The sequence below is a fragment of the Pseudomonas sp. GW821-FHT07G10 genome, from assembly GCF_059418545.1.
Window position 1 is genome coordinate 47,582 of record NZ_JBWKQB010000028.1, and the last position, 24,286, is coordinate 71,867.

Annotated in this window: 26 protein-coding genes and 3 pseudogenes; 10 read left to right on the forward strand and 19 right to left on the reverse strand. The window is 58.4% G+C overall.

The window, feature by feature from the left end:
* Positions 1-15: 15 nt before the first annotated feature.
* From AC07O1_RS24705 to AC07O1_RS24715, 3 genes are all read right to left on the reverse strand, one after another.
* Entirely contained in the window at positions 16-492 is a 477-nt protein-coding gene (locus AC07O1_RS24705; protein ID WP_495090463.1) for a (2Fe-2S)-binding protein, read from the reverse strand.
* Positions 493-692: 200 nt separating this feature from the next.
* Positions 693-1,181, reverse strand: a complete 489-nt coding sequence (locus AC07O1_RS24710) for a MarR family winged helix-turn-helix transcriptional regulator (RefSeq protein ID WP_495090488.1) — start codon at positions 1,179-1,181, stop codon at positions 693-695.
* A 276-nt stretch (positions 1,182-1,457) separates the two neighbouring features.
* On the reverse strand, positions 1,458-2,510 hold the full coding sequence (locus AC07O1_RS24715; protein WP_495090464.1) for a 2,5-dihydroxypyridine 5,6-dioxygenase: 1,053 nt from the start codon (positions 2,508-2,510) through the stop codon (positions 1,458-1,460).
* A 314-nt stretch (positions 2,511-2,824) separates the two neighbouring features.
* Here AC07O1_RS24715 and AC07O1_RS24720 point away from each other — a divergent pair, with 314 nt between their 5' ends.
* The 6 genes from AC07O1_RS24720 (at position 2,825) to AC07O1_RS24745 (ending at position 8,938) form a co-directional block, all read left to right on the forward strand.
* Complete coding sequence (locus tag AC07O1_RS24720) at positions 2,825-3,973, forward strand: FAD-dependent monooxygenase (protein ID WP_495090465.1); 1,149 nt, start codon at positions 2,825-2,827, stop codon at positions 3,971-3,973.
* Positions 3,970-4,788, forward strand: coding sequence for an alpha/beta fold hydrolase (locus AC07O1_RS24725; RefSeq protein ID WP_495090466.1), 819 nt, complete (start codon positions 3,970-3,972; stop codon positions 4,786-4,788). The genes AC07O1_RS24720 and AC07O1_RS24725 overlap by 4 nt, the downstream gene beginning before the upstream one ends.
* A gap of 18 nt (positions 4,789-4,806) precedes the next feature.
* Positions 4,807-5,559 (forward strand): maleate cis-trans isomerase family protein, encoded by a 753-nt coding sequence (locus AC07O1_RS24730; RefSeq protein WP_495090467.1) that lies wholly within the window; start codon positions 4,807-4,809, stop codon positions 5,557-5,559.
* Between the two features lie 12 nt (positions 5,560-5,571).
* Entirely contained in the window at positions 5,572-6,204 is a 633-nt protein-coding gene (locus AC07O1_RS24735) for an N-carbamoylsarcosine amidohydrolase (RefSeq protein ID WP_495090468.1), read from the forward strand.
* A gap of 226 nt (positions 6,205-6,430) precedes the next feature.
* A complete protein-coding gene (locus tag AC07O1_RS24740; RefSeq protein WP_495090469.1) occupies positions 6,431-7,753 on the forward strand; it encodes an MFS transporter in 1,323 nt (440 codons plus the stop codon).
* A gap of 105 nt (positions 7,754-7,858) precedes the next feature.
* The gene (locus AC07O1_RS24745) at positions 7,859-8,938 is read left to right on the forward strand and encodes a nucleoside hydrolase (protein WP_495090470.1); all 1,080 of its coding nucleotides are present in this window, start codon (positions 7,859-7,861) and stop codon (positions 8,936-8,938) included.
* A gap of 53 nt (positions 8,939-8,991) precedes the next feature.
* Here the strand turns inward: AC07O1_RS24745 and AC07O1_RS24750 are convergent, their stop codons facing one another.
* Positions 8,992-9,471, reverse strand: coding sequence for a GNAT family N-acetyltransferase (locus AC07O1_RS24750; RefSeq protein WP_495090471.1), 480 nt, complete (start codon positions 9,469-9,471; stop codon positions 8,992-8,994).
* Positions 9,472-9,650: 179 nt separating this feature from the next.
* On the opposite strand from AC07O1_RS24750, the gene AC07O1_RS24755 reads away from it, so the two are divergent.
* From AC07O1_RS24755 to AC07O1_RS24765, 3 genes are all read left to right on the forward strand, one after another.
* A complete protein-coding gene (locus AC07O1_RS24755) occupies positions 9,651-10,301 on the forward strand; it encodes an HD domain-containing protein (RefSeq protein ID WP_495090472.1) in 651 nt (216 codons plus the stop codon).
* A 123-nt stretch (positions 10,302-10,424) separates the two neighbouring features.
* On the forward strand, positions 10,425-11,645 hold the full coding sequence (locus AC07O1_RS24760; RefSeq protein WP_495090473.1) for an MFS transporter: 1,221 nt from the start codon (positions 10,425-10,427) through the stop codon (positions 11,643-11,645).
* Positions 11,646-11,726: 81 nt separating this feature from the next.
* On the forward strand, positions 11,727-11,987 hold the full coding sequence (locus AC07O1_RS24765; protein WP_495090474.1) for a hypothetical protein: 261 nt from the start codon (positions 11,727-11,729) through the stop codon (positions 11,985-11,987).
* Between the two features lie 93 nt (positions 11,988-12,080).
* Here AC07O1_RS24765 and AC07O1_RS24770 read toward each other — a convergent pair.
* The 6 genes and pseudogenes from AC07O1_RS24770 to AC07O1_RS24795 all read right to left on the reverse strand — a co-directional run.
* Positions 12,081-12,200, reverse strand: a pseudogene (locus AC07O1_RS24770) (sugar kinase); the annotation flags it as partial.
* Positions 12,195-12,293 (reverse strand): annotated as a pseudogene (locus AC07O1_RS24775) (GntR family transcriptional regulator); the annotation flags it as partial. The pseudogenes AC07O1_RS24775 and AC07O1_RS24770, both read right to left, overlap by 6 nt.
* Before the next feature lie 201 nt (positions 12,294-12,494).
* On the reverse strand, positions 12,495-13,055 hold the full coding sequence (locus tag AC07O1_RS24780) for a DUF1285 domain-containing protein (protein ID WP_495090475.1): 561 nt from the start codon (positions 13,053-13,055) through the stop codon (positions 12,495-12,497).
* A 21-nt stretch (positions 13,056-13,076) separates the two neighbouring features.
* Positions 13,077-13,679 (reverse strand): DUF4823 domain-containing protein, encoded by a 603-nt coding sequence (locus AC07O1_RS24785; RefSeq protein ID WP_494993988.1) that lies wholly within the window; start codon positions 13,677-13,679, stop codon positions 13,077-13,079.
* Positions 13,680-13,964: 285 nt separating this feature from the next.
* Positions 13,965-14,933 (reverse strand): GTP 3',8-cyclase MoaA, encoded by a 969-nt coding sequence (locus tag AC07O1_RS24790; RefSeq protein WP_495090476.1) that lies wholly within the window; start codon positions 14,931-14,933, stop codon positions 13,965-13,967.
* A gap of 139 nt (positions 14,934-15,072) precedes the next feature.
* On the reverse strand, positions 15,073-15,711 hold the full coding sequence (locus AC07O1_RS24795) for a TetR/AcrR family transcriptional regulator (RefSeq protein WP_494993990.1): 639 nt from the start codon (positions 15,709-15,711) through the stop codon (positions 15,073-15,075).
* A 78-nt stretch (positions 15,712-15,789) separates the two neighbouring features.
* Between AC07O1_RS24795 and AC07O1_RS24800 the strand changes: the two genes are divergently transcribed.
* Positions 15,790-16,920, forward strand: coding sequence for an aminotransferase class V-fold PLP-dependent enzyme (locus tag AC07O1_RS24800; protein WP_495090477.1), 1,131 nt, complete (start codon positions 15,790-15,792; stop codon positions 16,918-16,920).
* A 257-nt stretch (positions 16,921-17,177) separates the two neighbouring features.
* Here AC07O1_RS24800 and AC07O1_RS24805 read toward each other — a convergent pair whose 3' ends face one another.
* The 9 genes and pseudogenes from AC07O1_RS24805 to fabG all read right to left on the reverse strand — a co-directional run bounded on the left by AC07O1_RS24805 (position 17,178) and on the right by fabG (position 24,273).
* Entirely contained in the window at positions 17,178-17,969 is a 792-nt protein-coding gene (locus tag AC07O1_RS24805; protein WP_494993992.1) for a TatD family hydrolase, read from the reverse strand.
* Positions 17,970-17,979: 10 nt separating this feature from the next.
* Positions 17,980-18,090 (reverse strand): annotated as a pseudogene (locus AC07O1_RS24810) (PilZ domain-containing protein); the annotation flags it as partial.
* Positions 18,091-18,117: 27 nt separating this feature from the next.
* The gene (locus AC07O1_RS24815; protein WP_495090478.1) at positions 18,118-19,104 is read right to left on the reverse strand and encodes a DNA polymerase III subunit delta'; all 987 of its coding nucleotides are present in this window, start codon (positions 19,102-19,104) and stop codon (positions 18,118-18,120) included.
* A complete protein-coding gene (gene tmk / locus AC07O1_RS24820; RefSeq protein ID WP_495090479.1) occupies positions 19,097-19,729 on the reverse strand; it encodes a dTMP kinase in 633 nt (210 codons plus the stop codon). Before tmk ends, AC07O1_RS24815 begins: the two co-directional genes overlap by 8 nt.
* Positions 19,730-19,748: 19 nt before the next feature.
* Positions 19,749-20,927 carry an endolytic transglycosylase MltG gene (mltG, locus tag AC07O1_RS24825; RefSeq protein WP_495090480.1) on the reverse strand — a complete coding sequence of 393 codons (1,179 nt, stop codon included), beginning with the start codon at positions 20,925-20,927 and terminating at the stop codon, positions 19,749-19,751.
* A gap of 3 nt (positions 20,928-20,930) precedes the next feature.
* Positions 20,931-21,746, reverse strand: coding sequence for an aminodeoxychorismate lyase (gene pabC, locus AC07O1_RS24830; protein ID WP_494993996.1), 816 nt, complete (start codon positions 21,744-21,746; stop codon positions 20,931-20,933).
* On the reverse strand, positions 21,746-22,990 hold the full coding sequence (gene fabF / locus AC07O1_RS24835; protein WP_494993997.1) for a beta-ketoacyl-ACP synthase II: 1,245 nt from the start codon (positions 22,988-22,990) through the stop codon (positions 21,746-21,748). Before fabF ends, pabC begins: the two co-directional genes overlap by 1 nt.
* Positions 22,991-23,100: 110 nt before the next feature.
* The gene (gene acpP, locus AC07O1_RS24840) at positions 23,101-23,337 is read right to left on the reverse strand and encodes an acyl carrier protein (protein WP_003175607.1); all 237 of its coding nucleotides are present in this window, start codon (positions 23,335-23,337) and stop codon (positions 23,101-23,103) included.
* 192 nt (positions 23,338-23,529) lie between these two features.
* Positions 23,530-24,273 carry a 3-oxoacyl-ACP reductase FabG gene (gene fabG / locus AC07O1_RS24845; protein WP_494993998.1) on the reverse strand — a complete coding sequence of 248 codons (744 nt, stop codon included), beginning with the start codon at positions 24,271-24,273 and terminating at the stop codon, positions 23,530-23,532.
* Positions 24,274-24,286: the final 13 nt, after the last annotated feature.

Here is a 24,286-nt window from a genome sequence, read left to right on the forward strand (position 1 = left end):
GTCGTCGATCCACGTTCAAGGCGTTTGACGGGCGGCACGCAGCACCGCGCGGAGGATTTCGATATGAGTACCGCAACGACAAAGGTTGGCCGAAAGCTCGTTGCGGATCTGTGTTTCGCTGGGGTGAGGATTGCGGTCGAGCAAGGCTTTGGCAGTCATGATCATGCCGTTCATGCAGTAACCGCATTGCGCCGCTTGTTCCTCGATAAAGGCTTGCTGCACCCGGTGCGGCGCGGCGCGGGTGCCGAGCCCTTCCAGGGTGACGATCTCGCGACCGACCGTGCCGGACAGTGGAAATACGCAGGAACGCGCCGCCACCCCATCGATGATCACCGTGCAGGCGCCGCACTCGCCGAGACCGCAGCCATATTTCGGGCCGTTGAGGTGAAGATCGTTGCGCAGGATCAACAGCAACGGCGTATCCGCCATCGCTGTGACTGATGAGGTGTGGCCGTTGACCTCAAGCGCTACCGTGATTTCCTGCGTCGTCATCCGCTTCGCCCGCTTCAGTTAATGAAGTATTCACTACACTAAACAGTCGAGAGAAAAATCGCGAACAGGGCCAACCTGTGGCTTCGCGACACACTTAACTGGTGAAGTGGTTACTACATGAAACGAGAGCAAAATCGATGCCAGATTCGAACGTCTGGCGTTTGGAGCACCGTTGAAGGTCGAATGATGCCTCGTAGCTGCTACAGGGCTACGGGGTCGTCGATCATCTTGCGCAGGAGAAACAACACCGCGACCTGCTCGGCCGGATTGAGGTTACTCATGGTCAGCTCGGTAATGCGCCCGGCGCAGGGCACGGTTTGCTGCACCAGACGGTCACCGGCTTCGGACAGGCCGACGATGACTTTGCGTCGATCCTGCGGGTCCGGTTCGAGGGTAATCAACTCGCGAGTCTTGAGCCGCTCGACGATACCGCGAATGGTCGCCTGATCGACGGCAGTCGCCTTGACCAATTCGGTCAGAGAGCTCGGCCCGTTATCCCGCACGGCGCAGAGGGTGACGAACTGCACGGCGGTGAGCTGCGAGTCGCCGACGTTCTGCTGGAAGATCGCCAAGTGCCGTTGATAGGCTTTGCGCAGCAAATGGCCGACTTGTTCGGAAAAAACGTAGGAAGAAGGGTCAGAAGTATCCGGCACGGCAAGCTCGAAAGGCGATGAACAGTGGGGAAGCATGATGGACAGGTTGGGGGTGGGACTCAAGGGGGGACAACTGGCTACTTGAGTCGAGCAACTCCTGTGGCGAGGGAGCTTGCTCCAATGCCGTTCAGTTAAGGACATATAGGTCCCTATTGTAGGAGCCGAGCTTGCTCGCGATGGACTCAAGGGTGGCGCGCTCATTCAGAAAATACGCGTTATCGTTAACGTCCATCGCGAGCAAGCTCGGCTCCTACAAAAAGCTGCGTTCGCTTAACTGAATGGCATTGGGGCAAGCCCCCTCGCCACAGGGTCTTAGCGAACCCTGGAAGCCTCGGGGGCGACGACATCGCCGCCGATGACCACCGCCAGATCATCCAGATACACATTGCAATTGCGCAACGGAATATCCAGATGGCACGGCGTTTTGCGGGTACCGCCGACCTCCGTGTTCGGCCCAGTGGAGAAAAGGAAGTTACCGTAGAACGCCCGGGCGTCCATGCACATGCCATCGTTCTTATCGTGCAGCCCCATGGCGGTCCACTGCGCTCGCGGCTGCAGCCCCCAGCCGATATGGGAGATGCCGTAGACCTCGGGATCGTTGAAATACTTCATGTAGTCGCGCAGGTATTCGGCCTCGAAACCACCGTGGATCGAGGTGATAAAACCCTTCTCGATTTCCAGGGTGATCTTCTCCCGGGTATAGGTCTTGAACGGTAGCAGAATGTCGCCGATGTCCAGCACCAGCACGCCCTCAGCGGTTTCTTCGTTAGGCCAGGAGAACAGAAAGCCACTGGGCCAATGGTCCCAGCGTCCCGGTTCATCGGCGAAACCGTACTCGGTGACTGAAGGATATTGCCCTAGAGCAGCGCGGAAATCGCTGCCAGCGCGGGAGGTGACGTGTATCGATCTGGCCTGTTTGAGCAGTTGTTCCGCCGCCAGCACCCGAACCTTGTCGGCCTCGGTCGGCAACATGCGCGCCAGTACTTCTGGTGGCTCGACGGCCAATAGAATCCGTGTACCGGTCTTGAGGATCTGCTCCTGCTCCGGGGAGTGCAGCAACATCATCGTGTCGACGATCAGATCCGCCGCTTCCAGCGCCCGCTGCGCCGCGATATTGCCGGTCAACGCGGTGTCGCCGCAGTAGGCGGTCATGTCGTTGCCCATCGCCGTCGGATGATTGAACGAGGGCAATTCCACCGCATAGACCTTGGCCCCCAGGCGCTGCGCAGCGTCCATCGCGGCACGCACAGTGCGCGGGTCGGAATAGTGGCTCTTGAGCACGGCGACGCTCTGCGTCGGGTCGACTTTCGACAGCTTCAACACGTGCTCGAACATCTGGGTCAGTTCGCAATCGCTTACCGGCATTTCCTGTCTCCTTGAATCGTCTGCTGTCGCACCAAGTAGAGGCGCCTCGCTTCACCCTAGTGCACTTTTATAGCGTACACACCATTTAAAAGCGATAAGACCTGAATTGACGACAGACTGCAAGAGCCAGAGCACAACGTTACCAACCCACACAAACCAAACAAAATATGGTTACTTAGCGTTACCAAGGGCAAATATCGCTCGAATTTATTTTTTCAGCCGAACTCTTCTCATTTTAAAAAAAGAGCGTATACACTTTAAAAACCTTGCGGACAGATCCCGCCAGTCAGCCAGAAAAAGAGGAGCACGCCCCCATGGGAAGCACACAAAAAATCGCCATCGTCGGTGCCGGCCTCGGCGGTGCCGCCGCCGCCACGCTGTTGCAACAAGCCGGGTTCCAAGTGGATATCTACGAACAGGCCCCCGAGTTTTCCCGCCTCGGCGCCGGGATTCATATGGGCCCGAACATTATGAAAGTCTTCCGGCGCATGGGCATCGAGCAGCAGCTCGACCGAATGGGCTCGCACCCGGATCACTGGTTCAGCCGCGACGGCATCAGCGGCGAGTACTTATCCCGCATCCCGCTGGGGGATTTCGCTCGCAAGGAATACGGCGCGTCCTACGTCACTGTGCACCGGGGCGACCTGCATGCGTTGCAGATGTCGACGATCAAACCGGGCACCGTGCACTTCAACAAGCGTCTGGAAACCATCGAAGAAACCGACAGCCAGGTGCGCCTGACTTTCAGCGACGGCGAAGTGACCTACGCGGATATCGTCATCGGCGCCGACGGCATCAACTCGAAGATTCGCGAAGAGCTGCTTGGCCCGGAAAAACCGCTGTACAGCGGCTGGGTTGCGCACCGGGCATTGATCCGCGGCGAGCAATTGGCCAAGTACGATTTGCAGTTCGAAGACTGCATCAAGTGGTGGACCGAGGACCGGCACATGATGGTCTACTACACCACCGGCAAGCGCGACGAGTACTACTACGTCACCGGCGTGCCACACCCGGAATGGGATTTCCAGGGCGCGTTCGTCGACAGCAGCCGTGAAGAAATGTACGACGCATTCCAGGGCTATCACCCAACCGTCCAGGCGCTGATCGAATCCACCGAGAGCGTGACCAAGTGGCCACTGCGCAACCGCAATCCGCTGCCGCTGTGGAGTCGCGGTCGACTGGTGCTGCTGGGCGACGCCTGCCACCCGATGAAGCCGCACATGGCCCAAGGCGCCGGTATGGCCATCGAAGATGCAGCGATGCTGACCCGCTGCCTGCAAGAAACCGGGCTGAGCGACTACCGCACCGCGTTCGAACTCTACGAAGCCAACCGCAAAGAGCGCGCCTCGCGGGTGCAGTCCGTGTCCAATGCCAACACCTGGCTGCGGACTCAAGAAGATCCGGCCTGGGTCTACGGTTATGACCTCTACGGCCAGGTGCTGAAATCGGGGGTGGCCGCGTGAGCACCTTCCTGCAGGGCGGCAACGTCCAGGCCAACGGCATTCGTCAGCATTATCTGCGCTACGGTGGCCAAGGCCCGGCATTGATCCTGATTCCGGGCATTACCAGCCCGGCGATCACCTGGGGTTTCGTCGCTGAACGCCTCGGCGAACATTTTGACACCTACGTCCTGGATGTACGCGGTCGCGGCCTGTCGTCCACCGGGCCGGAACTGGACTACAGCGCTGACGCCTGCGCTGACGACATCGGCGCGTTCGCTCAAGCGCTGCAACTGGACAGTTATCACTTGGTCGGCCATTCCATGGGCGCGCGCTTTGCCGTACGCAGCGCGGTCCGTCATCCCGAAGGCGTGAACCGCCTGGTGCTGATCGACCCGCCAGTGTCCGGCCCGGGTCGTCGCGCGTACCCGAGCAAATTGCCATGGTACGTCGACTCGATCCGCCAGTCGCTGATCGGGATGGACGCCGAGGCGATGCGTGCCTTTTGCGCCACCTGGACGGACGAGCAACTGCAATTACGTGCCGAATGGCTGCACACCTGCTACGAGCCGGCGATCGTCAGGGCCTTTAACGACTTCCACGATGTCGATTTCCATCAGGACTTACCGAAACTTCAGGCCCCCGCCCTGCTGATGATCGCCGGTCGCGGCGGAGTCATTCAGGCCGAAGACGAAGCCGAAATCCTGCAACTGCAACCGAACATTCGCATCGCCCACGTCACCAACGCCGGGCACATGATTCCTTGGGATGACCTCGAAGGCTTCTTCGCCGCTTTCGGAGATTTCCTCGGCGCACGTTTGAACTCGCCCCTGAATTAAACGCATCGGGAGATTTTTATGCTCAAGCCTTATCGCATCGGTCAGATTGTGCCGAGCTCCAACACCACCATGGAAACCGAGATCCCGGCGATGCTCACTGCGCGCCAGTTGATCCGCCCGGAACGCTTCACCTTCCACTCCAGCCGCATGCGCATGAAGCAAGTGCGCAAGGAAGAGCTGGCAGCAATGGACGGCGAATCCGACCGCTGCGCCATCGAACTGTCCGATGCCAAAGTCGACGTCCTTGGTTATGCGTGTCTTGTCGCGATCATGGCCATGGGCCTTGGCTATCACCGTAAATCCGAACAACGCTTGCGCAAGGCCACCGCCGATAACGACGCCAACGCACCGGTGATCACCAGTGCCGGCGCGTTGATCGAAGGCCTGAAAGTCATGGGCGCCAAACGCATCGCGATTGTTGCGCCGTACATGAAGCCACTGACCGAACTGGTGGTGAATTACATCCGTGAAGAAGGCTTTGAAGTGGTCGACTGGCGCGCGCTGGAAATCCCCGACAACCTCGAAGTGGCCCGCCACGACCCGGCCAGACTGCCGGCCATCGTCGCGGGGATGAATCTGGAAGGCGTTGATGTGATCGTGCTTTCAGCCTGCGTACAGATGCAGTCGCTGCCGGTGGTGGCGCAAGTCGAAGCCCAGACCGGCAAACCAGTGCTGACAGCGGCTATCGCCACCACCTACGCCATGCTTAAAGCACTGGACCTGGAACCCATTGTTCCCGGTGCCGGCGCGTTGCTCTCTGGCGCTTATTAAAAGGTGAGCACGATGAGCGAGCAAACCGCTAACGACAACTATCAAGGCGTGTGGGGTCAGCGCATTGGTTTCGGTCAAAAAGCCGCGCTGCTGATGATCGATTTCATGCGTGGCTACACCACCGAAGGTGCGCCGCTGTTCGCCCCCGGCGTGGTCAGCGCCGTCGCCGAAAGCGTCGAGCTGCTGGAAAGCGCCCGGCGTCAGGGCATCCCGGTGGTGCACACCAATATCCGCTACCATCCCGGCCATTTCGCCGACGGCGGCATCTGGGTGAAAAAGGCCCCGGTGATGAAAGACATGGTCGAAGGCAACCCGTTGGCCTCGTTCTGCGAAGCGGTGTTGCCGCGCGCCGATGAAGTGGTGATCAGCAAACAATACGCCAGTGCCTTTTTTGGCAGCAGCCTGGCCTCGATGCTGCACGCCCAAGGCATCGACACCGTGGTACTGGCCGGTTGCTCCACCAGCGGCTGCATTCGTGCGACAGCAGTGGACGCGGTGCAACATGGATTTCGCACCATCGTCGTGCGCGAATGCGTTGGCGACCGGCATCCGGCGCCCCATGAAGCGAATCTGTTCGACATCGACAGCAAGTACGGCGATGTCGTCAGCAAGCAGGAGGCGATTGCACAATTCGAACGGATGTAATGCATACAACGAGAACCGCGCCATAGAGCGCCGGTCCTGCCGGGTTTGATTCAGGTGTCATAAGTATTTTGACCACGACCCAGCGTAAAAAAACTGAGCACAGCTCGTTATGAAACGAGCGTGCCCAGTCTTCTGACACTGCCTTTGGAAGCCGCCCCGGCGCTCCCAGAGCGCTGGAAAAAGCGGCTGTATAAAAACCATAAGTCACCGCCAGGAGACACAAGCCATGCCCATTGCGAACGCGAATACAGATGCAACAACCGCGACCACCGTCGCCAACCCGATTCAAGCGCTCTACCACAAGATCACCTGGAAGCTGATTCCCTTCCTGTGTTTCTGCTACCTGGCCGCCTACCTCGACCGGATCAATATCGGCTTCGCCAAACTGCAGATGCTCGATCAACTGCACTTCAGCGAAACCGCGTTCGGTCTTGGCGCCGGGCTGTTCTTTGTCGGTTACATCCTGTTTGAAGTACCCAGCAATCTGGTGCTGGAAAAAGTCGGTGCGAAAATCTGGATCGCGCGGATCATGATCACCTGGGGCCTGCTTTCGGCCTGCACCATGCTCGTGACCTCCACTACCCAGTTCTACATCCTGCGCTTTCTGCTGGGTGCTGCCGAAGCGGGTTTTCTACCAGGGGTTTTGTACTACCTGACCACCTGGTTTCCGACCTATCGGCGCGGGCGCATTATTGCCTTGTTCATGATTGGTCTACCGCTATCCAGCGTGATCGGCGGCCCGCTGTCGGGCTGGGTCATGGGTCATTTCGATAACCTGGGTGGCCTGCGCGGCTGGCAATGGTTGTTCCTGATCGAAGCGGTGCCCAGTGTCTTGCTCGGTATCCTGACTTTCTGGGCCTTACCCAACAGTTTTCAGCAGGCCAAATGGCTGAACGACGAAGAAAAGGCGTTGCTAGAAAACGAACTGCGCACCGATGAGGCCGGCAGCACAGGCAGCAAACACAGCTTTCGCGACGGCTTCTTCAACCTGAAAGTCTGGATGCTCGGCGGTATCGACTTCTCGATCCTGCTCAGCGCCTACGCCATGGGTTTCTGGATGCCGACTTTCATCCGCAACGCGGGAATCGTCGACACCTTCCATATCGGCGTATTGACCGCCTTGCCAAGCATCGCGGCACTGCTGGGTATGCTGCTGATCGGCGCCAGCTCCGACAAACATCGGGAACGTCGCTGGCACATCATCGTGCCGTTTCTGATCGGCGCCGCGGCCATGGCTAGCAGCACCTTCTTCACCCACAACGTGATCGCCACCGTTGCGCTGTTCGCCATCGCCTCGGCGGCAATCATCGGCGCGGTACCGGTGTTCTTCAGCCTGCCAGCGACTTTCCTCAAAGGCACCGCCGCTGCGACCGGTTTCGCCCTGGCCTGCTCGCTGGCGAATATCGCCGGTCTGGTCAGCAACTCGCTGATGGGCGTGGCCATCGACGTCACTGGCAGCAGCGCCGGGGCTTTGTGGTTCTTCGCCGGGTGCTTGATTCTCAGCAGCTTTCTGGTGATCGCATTACCGGCAAAACTGGTGAACCGCTAAAACGCCCTCCAACGTAGCAGCTGCCGAGCCGCACAGCTCGGCAGCTGCTACGCAGGGCGTCTGTTACGCAATGATCAAAAACAACAACTGTCAGGTGAATACCCCATGCAACGTTTCATCAAACGCTGTGCGCTGTTTGTCGCCGTCGGCCTTTGCACCGGGTCGCTGCAAGCGGCGGAAAAAGTCATCTTCGACACCGACTTCAACGTGCTTAACGATGACGGTCAGGCCTTCATCATGCTCGCCCAACTGCATGCGCAGAAGCGTATTGACCTGCTGGGTCTGACCCTGGTCAGCGGCAACGCCTGGGTCGACCAAGAACAAGTCGATGCGCTCAAAGCCGTTGAGCGCATGGGCCTGGAAAAAGAAATCGGCGTGTATTCCGGCGCGGCCTACCCGCTGCTGCATGACTTCGCCACTTATCCACAGGAGCAAGCGTTCTTCGGCGCCGGCTGGCCGGGGGCGTTCAAGAGTCCGCGGCCAACTTCCGCCGCGCAACTGATCGCGCCGCCCGATGGCCTGGCGACTCACACCCAACTACGCAAGGAAACCGCACCGCAGTTCATCATCGACAGCGTGCGCGCCAACCCCCATGAAGTGACCCTGCTGGCGATCGGCCCGCTGACCAACCTGGCACTGGCCATCCGTCAGGCGCCGGACATCGTGCCGCTGATCAAACGCATCGTGTATATGGGCGGCGCTATCGAGATTCCGGGCAATACCACGCCAGCCGCCGAGTTCAATTGGTGGTTCGACCCCGAGGCGGCGAAGATCGTCCTGCGCTCGCCCATCGAACAGGTGATTTTCCCGAACGATGTCTGCGAAAAAGTCACCTTCGATGCCTTGATCTACAAGCGTATCGTCGCCCACAAAGGCGTGATTCCAGACCTGTACAAACACGAGTTCGGCCCCCTGTTCAGCAAGGATCCGGGCTATCACCGCTTCACCTGGGACAGCCTGCCCACGCTGTTTTTGGTCAAGCCGCAAATGGTCACCGAAGCCCGCGATATGTGGGTCGACGTCGACGCCCGGTTCGGCCCGGATTACGGCCGCGCATTGGGCTACAAGAAAAACCCGCCGGTGGGCACGCAAAAAGCCAAAGTGGTGTTCGCCATCGATCAGAAGGCGTTCTGGGATGACTATGTAACCTTGGTGACCTTGCCGGCGCCAGTCAAGCGGCCTTGAGGTCTCTCAGCTAACCCTCCGCCCCCAAAAGGGGCTGGGGAACTGATTGCCCATCAACCTTGGGCAAACTCCCTCAACACCTTCCCTTCCATGCGATAACGCACCCACTCATCCTGTGGCTGGGCACCGATCGATTTGTAAAATTGAATCGCCGGCTCGTTCCAGTCCAGTACGCTCCATTCGAACCGTCCGCAGTCGTTGGCGCAGGCGATTTGTGCGAGGTGACGCAGGAGTTTTTTACCCGCTCCGCCGCCACGCTGTTCAGGGTTGATGTAAAGGTCTTCGAGGTAGAGGCAATTGCTCCCCAGCCAGGTCGAGTAGCTGAAGAAGAACACCGCGAAGCCAATCGGCTGCCCGTCCCGCAGACAGATCAGGCCATGGGCGGTGGCGCCTTCGTTGAACAGGCTGCGTTCAATGTCGGCGACGCTGGCGATGACTTCGTGCCTGGCGCGCTCGTAATCCGCCAGTTCGGTGATGAACGCGAGGATTTGCGGGGCATCGCTCGGCACGGCTGGGCGGATTTCGATGGTCATGGACTTTCCTTGTACGGATGTGAAAAAGCCATACTAAGTCGGCGCCGAGCGCTCGTCACATTTCAGATGAAAACCTGGTTTATGGTCATCGGATCAACTGTAGCGAGGGAGCAAGCCACTCCCTCGCCACAGGTCCTGCGCCCGACGTTTAATCGTCTTACTCCTAACGAGATTTTCGAATGATCGCTGCTTTCGCTCCGCTGCAAAGTCTTGCCGCAACACTCCTGCCCCACGCGCTTGAGCCGTCCGAGGATGGCGCCCACGATCTGTCGCACCTGCATCGGGTCTGGAACAACGCTCGCGTTATCCACAAAGAGGAAAGTGGCGACCTCGAGGTGCTGCTGGCGGCGGTGCTTTTGCATGATTGTGTGGCGGTGGAAAAGAACTCGTCGTTGAGAGCCCAGGCGTCACGTCTGGCCGCGGAGAAAGCCTCGCAGGTGTTGGCTGGCTTGAGTTGGCCAGAAGATAAAGTCGCTGCGGTCGCCCACGCCATCGAGACCCACAGTTTCTCGGCGGGTATGACACCAACGACGCTGGAAGCAAGAATCCTGCAGGACGCCGACCGTCTCGATTCCCTTGGAATGCTCGGCGTGGCGCGGACGTTTTATGTCTCCGGGCGAATAGGCAGCGCGCTTTACCACCCGTTGGACCCCGAAGCAAAGTCCCGCGATTATGACGACAAGCGCTTCACCCTTGATCACTTCCAGACCAAGCTGCTGCACCTGGCCGCTGGTTTCCAAACACAGACCGGCAGCCGGCTGGCGCAGATTCGTCATGAACGATTGAAGCGATTCATGGAGGAGTTTATGGAGGAGATCGGTTTGTGCTGACAGCATCAATCAGTGCTTTACTCCGTTATTGACTAACCCTGAAGTCTGCAAGAACACAACTAACGTCTGCGCCTCGCATGTTAGAAATGCGATTCATAATTCCAGCTGGCAAGAGACGCCTTCATGCAGACCGGTACTCATCAGGACACCATCGTTTCAGGGAAGCTATTCGGCCTGTTTTGCGTTGCCAGTTATCTGCTTTCACTGTCCTATGGTTCGACCTTCCTACTGTCACTGCTGATCAGTTCACGCGGCGGCAACGAGCATGACGCTGGCAGCGTGATCTCGATCGCGATGCTCAGCACCTTTGTGGCGGTGATCCTCTCCGGGCATTTGTCAGACCTGTTGGGTGCTGCACGCTCAATTGCGCTGTTCGGCTGCTTGCTGGTAGTGGCCAGCCTGGGTTTCGCGCTGACGCCTGGGTTCGGGAATGCCTTATTGTTTTTTGGGCTGATGCTTGGCCTCGGCTGGGGCGTGTTTTACACCCTGGGGCCAATCATCGTGGCGATGCTGGTCGAGCCCACTCAGCGCGCCAGGTACTTCGCGCTGCTGTCAGGCAGCATGATGACCGGCATTGGTTCCGGTCCGTTGTTGGGCCGTGCGGCCAGCGTGCTGGGCTATCCCGTCACCACCGCTTTTTACATCGCCGCGCTGGCAAGCCTGATGGGGGTGGTGATGTTCTGGCGATTGGGAGTAGCCCTCAAGCACCGCCCCAATCTGCTGGGAACCGCTGCCGTGTCGAAGATTTCCTGGTCGGCGGCCGCCCAAGTGCTTTCTTCCAAAGCGGTATTTTCGATCATCATGGTCGGCCTGGGCGGATGCGTGTTTGGTGGCCTGTCGAGCTTCCAGACCAGCTACGCCGCCTCCCGTTCACTGGATTATTCACTGTTCTTTTTAGGCTTCATGAGTGCGGCGATCACCAGCCGCCTGCTGATCGCCAGTATCGTGGTCAAACGCGACGCCTATGGGGCGTCCTGCCTGCTCTGCGGGCTGACAGTGGTGTCGATCGTGATGTTCCGGTTCCTGGTCGACGACGGCTTCAGCTATGTACTGGCGGCGGTCATTCTCGGTGTCGGTTACGGGCTAACCTATTCGGTGATCAACGGCCTCGCCGCCAATGAAGCCCCCGCCGGTACCACCTCGCAATCCCTGTTGCTGTTCAGCCTTGCCTACTTCATAGGTGTGTTCGGCTTTCCACTGTTGGCCGGCAAGATCATCGTCGAACAAGGCATGTCCGCCCTGTTGCTTATGATATTGGCAGTTGCGGTGATGAGTTGGCTGATTACCGTGGGCCGGCTGATCTGGCGCTGGTTGAACGTCGAAAAGGCACTGCAGAACGCCTAGACCACTCGTCTAAATTCAGCCACCCATCGAAATCGGGAGCAGACTGGTACGGGTAACGACTCTAGAAGTGGAGGCGACGCCATGAACATGTCAAAACTGCCTGCCCTTGTCCTTGCCGGGTTGCTGTCTTCAGCAGCCTTCGCCGGTTCAACCGCCCCGACCAACCCAGTCTACCGGGCGACATCCCCCGCCACCGCGACCGACCCACGAATTGATCGCAACGATACCCATAGCCCGGACATCATGAACTCCAGCGTCCCGGACAACGCCAGATTGGGTACCAGCTCTAAAACCACCACCGGTGGCTCGGGCTCTGACCGTGACGGCAACGCCCGCAAGTAAATCGAAGGCTGCGAAACCTTTCCAGACTGACCCTGTGCACCAGGGTCAGAAGGAGCTGCCGGAGGTTCGGGCCGCGCTCGGACGATCCTGCCCCTACGATCTGGCGATAAACGCATCGACCTCAGCAGTGCCCGGCAAGGTGGCTGGCCCCCAACGCATGACCGCCAGCGCTGCAGCGGCATTGGCGCGACGGGCCGCTTGAGCCGGTGGCAGCAGTAAGCCGTCCTCCATGAGGCCGCTTTCGATACGCCGAATCAGCTCGTCAACCACTCGCTTTTTCTTGTCAAATCGAACATGTCTAATCATGTACAAATCAATAAACGAAACGAGTCGGCAGTGGCAGCGGATTATTTCAGAGGGATATCCACGGCCGTGCAATCCTGTAGGAGCCGAGCTTGCTCGCGATGGACTCAAGGGCGGCGCGTTTATTCAGAAAACACGCGTTATCGTTAACGCTCATCGCGAGCAAGCTCGGCTCCTACCCCGCGAAGACGACTTACAGTCGATTCAAGGCTCAAGTCCGATAGTAAAGAACTCACCGCCACTCCAGACCCCCAACCAGCGCTGCCCGTCGATTTCCCGTGTCACCGCCAGTTCCACCAGTTGGTAAAACACATTGCGATGGATCAAGGCTTCGAAATTGCTCCGCACATGCACATAGGGTGCAGGCTCTTGAGTGTCGGGATCGATCACCACTCGCAACGCATGCTCAGGACCGGCTTCGGCCTGCTCTTCGACATTCGTGGTGAAACGCAGCAACTGAGTTTCGCCCTCGCCTTCAACCTCAAGGCTGACGGCGACAAAAGGCGCATCGTCGACCTTGATGCCAACCTTTTCCACCGGGGTAATCAGGAAGTAATCGTCACCATCGCGACGCATGATGGTGGAGAACAGTTTAACCATCGGTTTACGCCCGATGGGCGTGCCAAGGTAATACCAGGTTCCGTCGCGGGCGATCCGCATGTCGATATCGCCGCAAAAGTCGGGGTTCCACAAGTGGACCGGTGGCAAGCCTTTGGATTTGGGAATTTGTCCCAACAGATCATTAGCTTTTTGCGGACCACTCATGTTGTTTTCCTCTTGTATTGCTTAGTCGCTCAAGCCCAACAGGCTACGAGCGTATTGCTCGAGCGGCGGACCCAGCAAATCTTCTGGCTTGTTGTCGTGGAACGTCAGTAAACCACCACGACTGTGAATACGTGCAGTATCGATCAAATACCGGGTGTTGGTCTCGATCAACATGAGCTGAATCACGCCACTGTCGATCCCCATTCGATCCACGGCTTGCTGATCGATCCATTCATCCGAGTTGCCGATCCGGTCGTCAGCCTTGGCGAAACGGGTGTAGAGCAGATAATGCGCACCGGCCGCGCGGGCTTCGGTCATCGCTTCCTCCAGCCCCTCAGGGGATTGGGCGCGACGGACCATGGGGAAGTATTCGACAAACCCGTTGAAGGCTTCTTCGGCGACCACATTTGGCCGCGGATAGGGACTGCCGGGCGGTGCAAAGGCGCCTTGGGCGATATAAATAAAGGAGTCTGGCTGTATGCGGAACGAGTTCGAGCGATGGGTATCACTGTGATCGAGCAAGCCCGCATCGCTCATGTGATAGCGAGCGCCCTCACCCAGATCGCTGACATTCATGCAGCCACCAAGCGCCAAAAAGGCCAGCAGCAAAACCAGGCTACGCATCCTACCCTCCAGATGCCGGTGACGGAAAACCGGCGAATCCTGGCAGGATGCAGCTTCCGCGCCAGCTCAAAGGGGTTTGGGAATGGTGGAGGGATTTGAGAGTGTCAGAAATTTCTTCATCGCTTGCCACTCCGCCATCGCGAGCAAGCCCGCTCCCACATTAGATCTCCATCGGTCACACTTTTGTAGTCTGACGCAGATCAAGTGTGGGAGCGGGCTTGCTCGCGATGAGGCCATGGCAAACACCGAAGATTCCACAGCAAACCCAAATTTCGGCGAACTCTTTTATCCGCCGATGATTTTCATGATGGTCGCGCCACCGGAGAAGGCGACTTCCTGCTTGTCGCCCAAGGCTTTCACCAATAGGCGTTGCAAGGCTGGCAAAGCCTCGTGGCGAGGCTTGTCCAGCAGGTCGCCGACATAATGGCGATTGCTCGACGAGAGGCAGCCATGCAGCCAGCCGGTGGACGACAAGCGCAGACGTGAACAGGTCCGACAGAACGGCACACTTTCATTGGCAATTACGCCAAAGAAACCCCGGCCCGGAATTTCATAGCGCACCGCCGTGGCATCCACTGGCGCATCAGCCTGGAGGTATTCGTAGCGCTCGCCGATCAGGCTCAACAGCTGTTGCAGGCTGACGAATTGCTGCAAAAAGGCATTCGAATCACTGGCCAAATGCCCCATGCGCATCAGTTCGATAAAACGCAGTTCATAACCGCGTTCAAGGCAATAATCGAGCAGCGGCATCACCTGATCCAGGTTCTGCCCGCGCAACGGCACCATGTTGACCTTGATCTTGATGCCTGCGGCTTTCGCCTGATCCATACCGTTAAGCACAGTCGCCAGATCGCCGCCGCGTGCAATGCTGCGAAAGGCACCAGGGTCAAGGGTATCCAGGGAAACGTTGATTCGGCGAATTCCGGCATCCACCAGCGACGGCAGTTTGCGCGCCAAGAGCTGGCCGTTGGTAGTCAGGCTGATATCCGCCAGCCCCATCTGCCCCACCGCGCCCATGAAGGTTTCCAGCTTGGGGCTGACCAAGGGTTCGCCGCCGGTAATACGCAGGCGCTCGATGCCGGCCGCTTCAATCAGATAAGCAACGCCACGGGCCATGGCTTCGGCCGACAATTCATCCTGCGCTGCGACCAGTCGCTTGCCGTTCGGCACGCAGTAGGTACACGCATAGTTGCAGGCTGAAGTCAGGCTGATCCGCAAATTGCGAAAATGCCTGCCTTGACGGTCAACGATCATGGATCACTCCGGCGGTAGAAGATTCGGACTTGCTAAAACCTGACTCACAAATCAAGTTTTAGCAAGTCCCTAGCCTGAGTATATTCCTGAGATACTGCACCCTGTAGCGAAACATGGCGCAATAAAGCAACTGAATGGCTCAGCTGCCGGGAGTGTCGGTATCGCGCTTGCGCTTGTTGCCCATACGCACGCCGATATCCATCAGGAACTGGAAGAAACCTTCCTGATCTTCCAGCACATTGCTCCAGAACGGCGAGTGATACAGCGCCACAGCGCCGTGCACCAGCGCCCAGGATGCGCAATAGTGGAAGTAAGGCGGTACGTCTTCGAGCTTGCCTTCACTGATCCGGCCCTTGATCAACAAGGTCAGTCGTTCGAAGTTGGACGCGCGAATCTTGTGCAGCTCCTCGACCATCTCCGGCACCTGATTGCCCTTGACCACCTTTTCTTCCAGGCGGTCGAACAGCCGGTAACGCTGCGGATCGCGCATGCGGAATTCGAAGTAGGCCCGGGACAGGGCTTCCTTATCCTTGTCGACATCGGCAGAGTGCAGCAGCTCGTTCAGGTCACGCTCGTAGTCGAGCATCAGACGCAGATAGATCTCTGCCTTGGACTTGAAGTGCTTGTAGATGGTCCCTTTGCCGATACCCACGGCATCAGCGATCATCTCGACGGTGACGCTGTCTTCACCTTGTTCGAGGAACAGCTTTAGCGCGGTATCGAGAATTTCTTGCTCGCGGCGACGAAACTCACGGACCTTACGAGGTTCTTTCTGCATAAGAAAAGGTCTGTAGGGGTCAAAATCGAAGCCGCGTATTATGCCTAACTTGCGCCAAATTGCACGGATCATCCGACCATGTCTACGTTTCTTGATGAATTTGTACAGGCTCCGGGCCTGCGTTATTTGAATCATGCTGCCGTCGCCCCCTGGCCAAATCGAGCTGCCGTGGCAGTCGCGCGTTTCGCTCAGGAGAACGTTTTACTGGGCGCACGGGACTATTCGGACTGGATGATCCTCGAACAACGCTTGCGCGAACGCTTGATGCGCCTGCTTAACGCACCGTCAACGGATGACGTAGCGCTGGTCAAAAATACTTCGGAAGCACTGTCTTTTGTCGCCTTCGGCCTGCAATGGCAAAGTGGCGATCAGATTGTCATTAGTGACGAAGAATTCCCTTCCAACCGTATCGTCTGGGAAGCCCTGGCACCGCAAGGTGTGGAAGTGCTGCAGGTCAGCCTCAAGGGCGCTGACCCCGAAGGTGCCCTGCTGGCCGCCTGCGGCCCGCGCACCCGCCTGATGTCAGTGAGTGCCGTGCAGTTCGCCAGTGGCCTGCGCCTGGACCTGCAGCGCCTTGGCACCGGCTGCAAACAACAGAACGTGCTGTTCTGCATTGATGCCATCCAGCAACTGGGTGCCCTGCCCTTTGATGTCCAGGCGTACCAATGCGACTTCGCCATGGCAGACGGTCATAAATGGCTCCTGGGGCCTGAAGGCCTGGGCGTGTTCTATTGCCGCAGCGAACTGCGCGAGCAGCTTGAACTCCATGAGTTCGGCTGGCACATGCTCGAACACATGGGTGACTACAACCGTAGCGACTGGGAGCCTGCGAAAAGCGCGCGTCGCTTCGAGTGCGGCAGCCCGAACATGCTCGGTGCCATGGCGCTGGAAGCCAGTTTGTCGCTGCTCGAAGAAGTCGGTATGGAAGAGGTCGCTGCGCTTATTGCCGAACGCATGCAATGGCTACAGGACGGCTTGAGCACAATGGCTGGCGTACAACTGCATAGCCCGCCGAATCCCGTCCGGCGTGGAGGGATTTTCTCGTTCAGTATCGATGGCATCGATAATCAGCGGGTCTACGAGCAACTCAAGCAGCAACAGGTTGTGTGCATCCCTCGCGGCCCTGGCATTCGCTTTTCCCCACATTTCTACACAGAAAAACGCGTGATCGACGAAACTTTGGCAATTTTGGCGACAATTGCCAAGTAATGAGAACTCAACTGAAGCGCGCGTATTCCAAATCTGTTTAAAAAATAGAGGGGTCAGACTGGACTCAACGCAATAGTGATCAATACTTCAACTGTCGGCGCGACATCTCCCCCAAGTGGCGCGCCGATGAAGGTACCAACGGACTGCGTACCTTTGTTTTACTCCTAATGGTCTTAACCCGGATTCCCCCCCCAGAACCCGGGTTTTTTTTGCCTGCAATTTGTGTAGGAGCGAGCGTGCTCGCTCCTACAGGGGGCTCACGCAGGACCGATGACATGCGCCAACGGAAACAACCGCTTGAAGTTCTCGGTGGTCTGCTCGGCAAAACGCTCGTACGGCTCACCACGCAACATTGCCAGATACTGCGCAACATCTCGTACGTATTGCGGCAGGTTCGGCTTGCCCCGATGCGGAATCGGCGCCAGATACGGTGAGTCGGTTTCCACCAGCAGACGGTCGGCCGGCACCTGCCTGGCGACATCACGCAACGCATCGGCATTACGGAAAGTGACGATGCCGGACAGGGAAATATAGAACCCCAGATCCAGTGCGGCCTTGGCCATTTCCCAGTCTTCGGTAAAGCAGTGCAGCACGCCAGCCTGGGGCAGCGCCGCCTCACGCAATAGCTCCAGGGTGTCGGCTCGTGCGCCACGGGTGTGGACGATCACCGGCTTGCCGGTCTGCTGAGCGGCTTGCAGATGCAAGCGAAAGGACGCTTGCTGCAACTCGGCCGCTTCCGGCTCGTAGTGATAATCCAGACCGGTTTCACCAATGGCCACAACCCGCGGGTGGTTGAGCTCGCGTAACAGCCAATCCAATGCAGGTGCCGCGCCCGGCTGCACGTCGAGCGGATGGACGCCGACCGAGCAGTCGACATCGGCATAGCGCTCGGCGAGCGCTTTGACGTCAGCTGCGTTTTCGACGCTCACGCCAATACAGAGAAAGTGACCGACGCCGCATTGACGAGCCGCTTCGAGGGCCGCGTCAAGAGAGCCGGCATGTTCGGCAAGGTCGAGGCGATCAAGGTGGCAATGGGAATCTACGAGCATAAGGCTGCAACTACATCGTATGAGTGGGACGGTCGGACTTCAGGGCTCCGGCCGGACGGGTTTCGATTCTGTTTCGAGCGGTGTTGTCACTATCACTGAACTGCATGCCGACACCCGCTGCCGACTACTTGACTCCAGGCCCGTGCGATCAATTCCGGGCAGGCAAATCTGCCCACTGCACCAGTAACGCCTCAAGCAGCAATACGCGATTGAGGTTGGCCTTGCTCAGCACCTTCTGGCGCTGGGCCAGAATCCAGTCCTGGATATTCAGGACCTTTTCCTGAGAAGACTTCTGCGCCAGATATTGCACGACTTTGCGCATATCGGGCAAACCCAGTCCCTCCTCGTCCTGAGTGAGCTGGTAACGCAGGATCAGGCTAGACCAGTCGCAGAACCAGTCGAACAGCAACAGTAGCGAAATGGCGTTCCAGCCCTCAGCCAACTGAGTTGGCGATTGCTGTTGCTTGAGCAGTTTTTTCACGCCGTCTACCACCAGGGCGCGCTGCTCACGTACACCCTGCGCCTGCAAGGTGACGGCGGCCAATGGCGAACCAGCGGCCAGTGTCAGCAGCTCAATGCGTTCCTCTTCAGTGCTGTCAGGCAAAGCCTTGGCCAGCCACTCCAGACTCATCGCCTGGCTCGGCAACGGACAGGCCTGCTGCACACAGCGACTCTTGACGGTCGGCAACAAACGGCTTGGCTGGTGACTGACCAACAACAACACGGTATCGCCGGAAGGCTCTTCGAGGCTTTTCAGCAAGGCGTTGGCGGCGTTGTTGTTCATCGACTCGACCGGCTCGATCAGTACCACTTTGCGCCCGCCCAACTGCGCGGTCTGCACCACGAAGCTGACCAGTTCACGAACCTGGTCGACCTTGATCGCCTTGTCCGCCTCTTCTGGCTCCAGCACGTAGTTATCCGGATGGCTGCCAGCCTTGAGCAGCATGCAGGATTTGCATTCCCCGCAAGCGTCCAGCCCTTGCGGCTTCTGACAGAGCAAACGAGCCATCAAGCGTTCAGCCAGCGCTCGCTTGCCGATACCCGCCGGGCCGTGCAGCAAGTAGGCATGGGCATGCTGTGCACGGCCGGCCAGTTGCTGCCAGAGGCTGTCCTGCCACGCGAAGGCCTCAGCCACGGTAAAGCCCCAGCAATTGCGGCAACAGGGCGTCCAGCGACCGCTGAACCTGCGCCAGCGGCTGGGCGGCATCCACCAGGTGATAACGCGCCGGATCAGCCTCGGCACGTTTCAGATAAGCACTGCGGACCGCGTCGAAGAACACCCGACCTTCAAGCTCGAAACGGTCCAGCCGCCCCCGAGCACTGGCGCGAGCCAGACCGACCTCGACCGGCAAATCGAACACCAGCGTCAGGTCCGGACGCAGATCACCCTGAACGAAAGTTTCCAGGGTTGCGATGCGTTCTACAGACAAACCGCGACCACCGCCCTGGTAGGCGTAAGTAGAGTCGGTAAAGCGATCACACAACACCACCACACCCTTGGCCAGCGCCGGGCGAATCACCTCGGCCAGATGCTGGGCACGCGCGGCGAAAACCAGCAGCAGCTCGGTGTCGGCGTTCATCACTTCATCGCCGGGCGTGAGCAATACTTCACGAATCCGCTCGGCCAATGGTGTACCGCCCGGTTCGCGGGTCAGCAACACCTCGATACCTTCGGCGCGCAGACGCTCAGCCAGGTACTCGCGATTAGTGCTTTTGCCGGCGCCTTCCGGGCCTTCCAGGGTAATAAACAGGCCAGTCACAGGCAGTCCTTAATCAGAGTCATTGCGGGCTTTGCGGCTCGGTCACGCCAGGTGCGGGGACCGGGGTCGGGTGCTCGGGAGTCACCCCCGGAGCAGCCTGCGGAGTGCTATCAGCAGGCACTTCAGGCGCCGGGTTCGAAGCCTCTGGCACCTCCTGATTCGTTATCGGCGCAGGGCTGGATCGATAATCAGCGCGCCGCTTGAGCTGGAACTCGCGCACTGCATTATTGTGCGCATCCAGGTCGTCGGAGAACACATGACTGCCATCACCACGAGCCACAAAATACAAACTGTTACCCGGCACCGGATTCAACGCTGCATGAATCGCTTCGCGCCCAACCATAGCAATCGGAGTCGGTGGCAACCCCGGGATCATGTAAGTGTTGTAAGGCGTCGCCTCACGCAAATGCGCACGGGTCAATTTACCGTTGTAGCGCTCGCCCAAACCGTAGATCACCGTAGGATCGGTTTGCAGCAACATGCCAATCTGCATGCGCCGCACGAAGACACCGGCAATCTGCCCACGCTCCTGCGGTACACCGGTTTCCTTCTCCACCAGCGAAGCCATGATCAGCGCTTGATAGGGCTCAGTGTACGGTGCGTCAGCCGCGCGCTTGCTCCATTCTTTGGCGAGAACATCATCCAGACGCTCGTAGGCTTTTTCCATCAGTTCCGCATCGGTCATGCCACGGACAAAACGGTAGGTATCCGGAAAGAACCGTCCTTCGGGAAACACGCCTGCATGACCGAGCTTGTTCATCACTTCGCTATCGCTCAAGCCGGTGAAGGTCTGTTCAAGTTTTTCCTGCTTGGCCAAGGCGGCGCGTACCTGACGAAAATTCCAGCCTTCGACCAGGGTCAGGCTGTACTGCACCACTTCGCCACGCTGCCACAGGCCGATCAGACCCTGGGCGCTCATGCCCGGCGTCATGCGGTACTCGCCACCATGCAGCGGTTGTCCGTCGAGATTCAGCCGCCAGTACAGCCGCAGCCAAAAGGAGTCCTGCAGGACGCCGTCGGCCTGCAGGCGATTGAAGGTTCCGCTCGGTGTCGAACCGGGCGGGACATCAAGCAATTGCTCGTGTGTCAGATTGAGCGGCTGCTCCAGCGCCGAGTTCAGCTTCCAGGCCGAAGTACCCAGCACCAATCCTGCCAGAACCAGTCCGGCTTCCAGCAGCAGCAAGAATTTACGTCTCACAAATCAAGCATCCAGTAGCGCGCGGGCAATGCCTTGCAGTTTACGGGTGAGTGGCCCAACCGGCCAGCTCAACGCTGCATAAGCGCGTACCGGCCAAACGCCGTACACGCTATTGCAGACGAAGACTTCGTCGGCCTGTTGCAGCTGGTCGAGACTGATCTCGGTAATCTCTGTGGGAATACCCAGCGACCTGGCTTGAAACAATAATTCAGCTCGCATCACGCCAGCGACGCCGCAGCGACTCAAGTCAGCCGTCAGCAGTCTGTTATCGCGCACCAGAAACAGGTTGCTGAACACCCCTTCGATCACGCGTCCGGAAACGTCCAGCATCAAACCTTCGGCATGCTCGGCATCATGCCACTCGGAGCGGGCAATGACCTGCTCCAGACGATTCAGGTGCTTGAGCCCGGCGAGCAAGGGCTGCTCGCCAAGTCGCGTAGCGCAGGGAAAAAGGCGAATACCCTGCTGACCATAGGCAGGCGGGTATGCCGCAGGCGGATTGCCTTGCAGAATCCGTCGAGCTTGAGCAGCCGGATCGGCAGCGTAGCCGCGCAGACTGTCGCCACGGGTGAGGATCAACTTGAGCACACCCTCGCCCAAGGCTGCGGCATAAGCCAACAGCTCGCTGCGGATCAAAGAGTGATCCGCAGCGATGGCCAGACGCGAACAGCCCTCGGCCAGACGCTGCAAATGCCGATCCAGCAGCAATGGCTGGCCGGCCTTGACGGCGATCGTCTCGAACAGACCATCACCGTAGGCCAGGCCACGATCTTTGAGCGACAGAGCGTCAGCCGGCTGACCGTCGACCCAGCCCTGCATCAACCGGCGAACCGGCGGAACACCAGGGAACCGTTGGTACCGCCAAACCCGAACGAGTTGGACAGCACGACATCGATATCCATGTCACGTGCGGTATGCGGCACGAAATCAAGGTCGCAGCCTTCATCCGGCTCATCCAGGTTGATGGTCGGCGGCGCGACCTGCCCGTTGATCGCCAGCACACTGAAGATCGCCTCGACAGCACCAGCAGCACCCAGCAGGTGCCCGGTCATGGACTTGGTCGAACTGACGGCCAGCTTGTAGGCGTGCTCACCGAAGACAGTCTTGATCGCCTGGACTTCCGCCAGGTCACCGGCTGAAGTCGATGTGCCATGGGCATTGATGTACTGCACTTGATCAATGTTCAGCCTGGCATCACGCATAGCGTTGGTAATGCAGCGCGCCGCGCCCGCGCCATCGGCTGGCGGCGACGTCATGTGATAAGCGTCGCCGCTCATGCCAAAGCCGATCAACTCGGCATAAATGGTCGCACCACGAGCCTTGGCGTGTTCCAGCTCTTCGAGCACCAGGGCACCGGCACCGTCGGAAAGCACGAAGCCGTCACGGCCCTTGTCCCATGGACGGCTGGCGCGGGTCGGCTCGTCGTTGCGAGTCGACAACGCACGGGCAGCACCGAAGCCGCCCATACCGAGACCGCAGGCGGCCATCTCGGCACCGCCGGCAATCATCACATCGGCTTCGCCGTAAGCAATGTTGCGCGCCGCCATGCCGATGCAGTGCGTACCTGTGGTACAGGCTGTCGAAATGGCGTAATTAGGCCCCTGGGTACCCAGATGGATAGACAGAAAACCGGAAATCATATTGATGATCGAGCCAGGCACGAAGAACGGAGAAATCCGTCGCGGGCCTTGCTCATGCAACGTGCGGCTGGTTTCTTCGATATTGGTCAGACCGCCAATACCCGAACCGATGGCCACACCGATACGCTCACGGTTGGCGTCGGTCACTTCCAGACCGGAGTTACGTACCGCCTGAAACCCGGCAGCCAGACCGTACTGAATGAACAGGTCAAGTTTGCGAGCTTCTTTTACCGACAGGTATTCCTCGACATTGAAGCCCTTTACCGAGCCGCCAAAACGGGTGGAATAGGCAGAAAGGTCGGTGTGTTCGATCAGACCAATGCCACTACGGCCAGCCAGAATGCCCTGCCAGCTGCTCGGTACATCCGTGCCCAGTGGCGACAACATACCCATACCGGTGACTACGACGCGTCTACGCGACACAGCACTCTCCTTCTTCTAATGACGACACTTTGTATCAGGTCTAAAGAAAAAACCGCACGCCATGATGGCAGTGCGGTTTTTCCATGACAGCAAGCGACGACTACAAACTATTAAGCCTGATGGCTAGTAACGTAGTCGATAGCAGCTTGAACGGTAGTGATCTTCTCGGCTTCTTCGTCAGGAATTTCGGTCTCGAATTCCTCTTCCAGAGCCATCACCAGCTCAACGGTGTCAAGGGAGTCGGCACCCAGGTCTTCTACGAAGGAAGCAGTGTTCACAACTTCTTCTTCTTTAACGCCCAGTTGCTCAGCAACGATTTTCTTGACGCGCTCTTCGATGGTGCTCATACCTTGTTTTCACTCCTAATGGACAAATTCAGGCAGCTGGCCAGTGGGTAAGTGTATAGAAAGGCTTTTCAGCTTTTCAACTGAAAGCTTCACTCCTCAAACCCAGCCAGCCATCTGCCTATAAATAGATTGCAGCTTTATAACGGATTTTAGACAGCTCGTATGACATTTTTTTGAAGCAAACCGTCACATTTAACTCATGTACATCCCGCCGTTCACCGGGATTGTAGCCCCAGTAACGTAAGCCGCACCGTCCGAAGCCAGAAAAGCGACCACTTGCGCAATCTCTTGAGCTTGCCCCAGACGGCCCAGCGGAATTTGCGTCAGCAAAGCTTCACGCTGTGCTTCAGGCAATTCGCGGGTCATATCGGTATCGATGAACCCGGGAGCCACCGAGTTTACCGTAATCGACCGCGAGCCGACTTCACGCGCCAGAGCACGACTGAAGCCTTCCAGCCCTGCCTTGGCCGCTGCGTAGTTTACTTGGCCTGCGTTGCCCATGGCACCCACAACCGAGCCGATACTGATAATTCGCCCCCAACGCGCCTTGGTCATGCCGCGCAGAACACCCTTGGACAGGCGGAACAGACTGTTCAGGTTGGTATCGACGACATCATGCCATTCGTCATCTTTCATGCGCATCATCAGATTATCGCGGGTAATACCGGCGTTATTGACCAGAATCGCCGGCGCACCGAACTGCTCCTGAATGCTCGCCAGTACTGCAGCCACGGACTCGTCGCTGGTGACATTGAGTTCCAGGCCTGTGCCTTGAATACCGTTTTCTTTCAGGGTCGCAGCGATACGCTCGGCGCCCGAAGCGGAAGTTGCAGTGCCGATGACTACGGCACCCAGACGACCCAATTCAAGAGCAATAGCTTGACCAATACCGCGGCTGGCACCGGTAACCAGTGCAACTTTACCTTGCAGACTCATGCAGGCTTCTCCT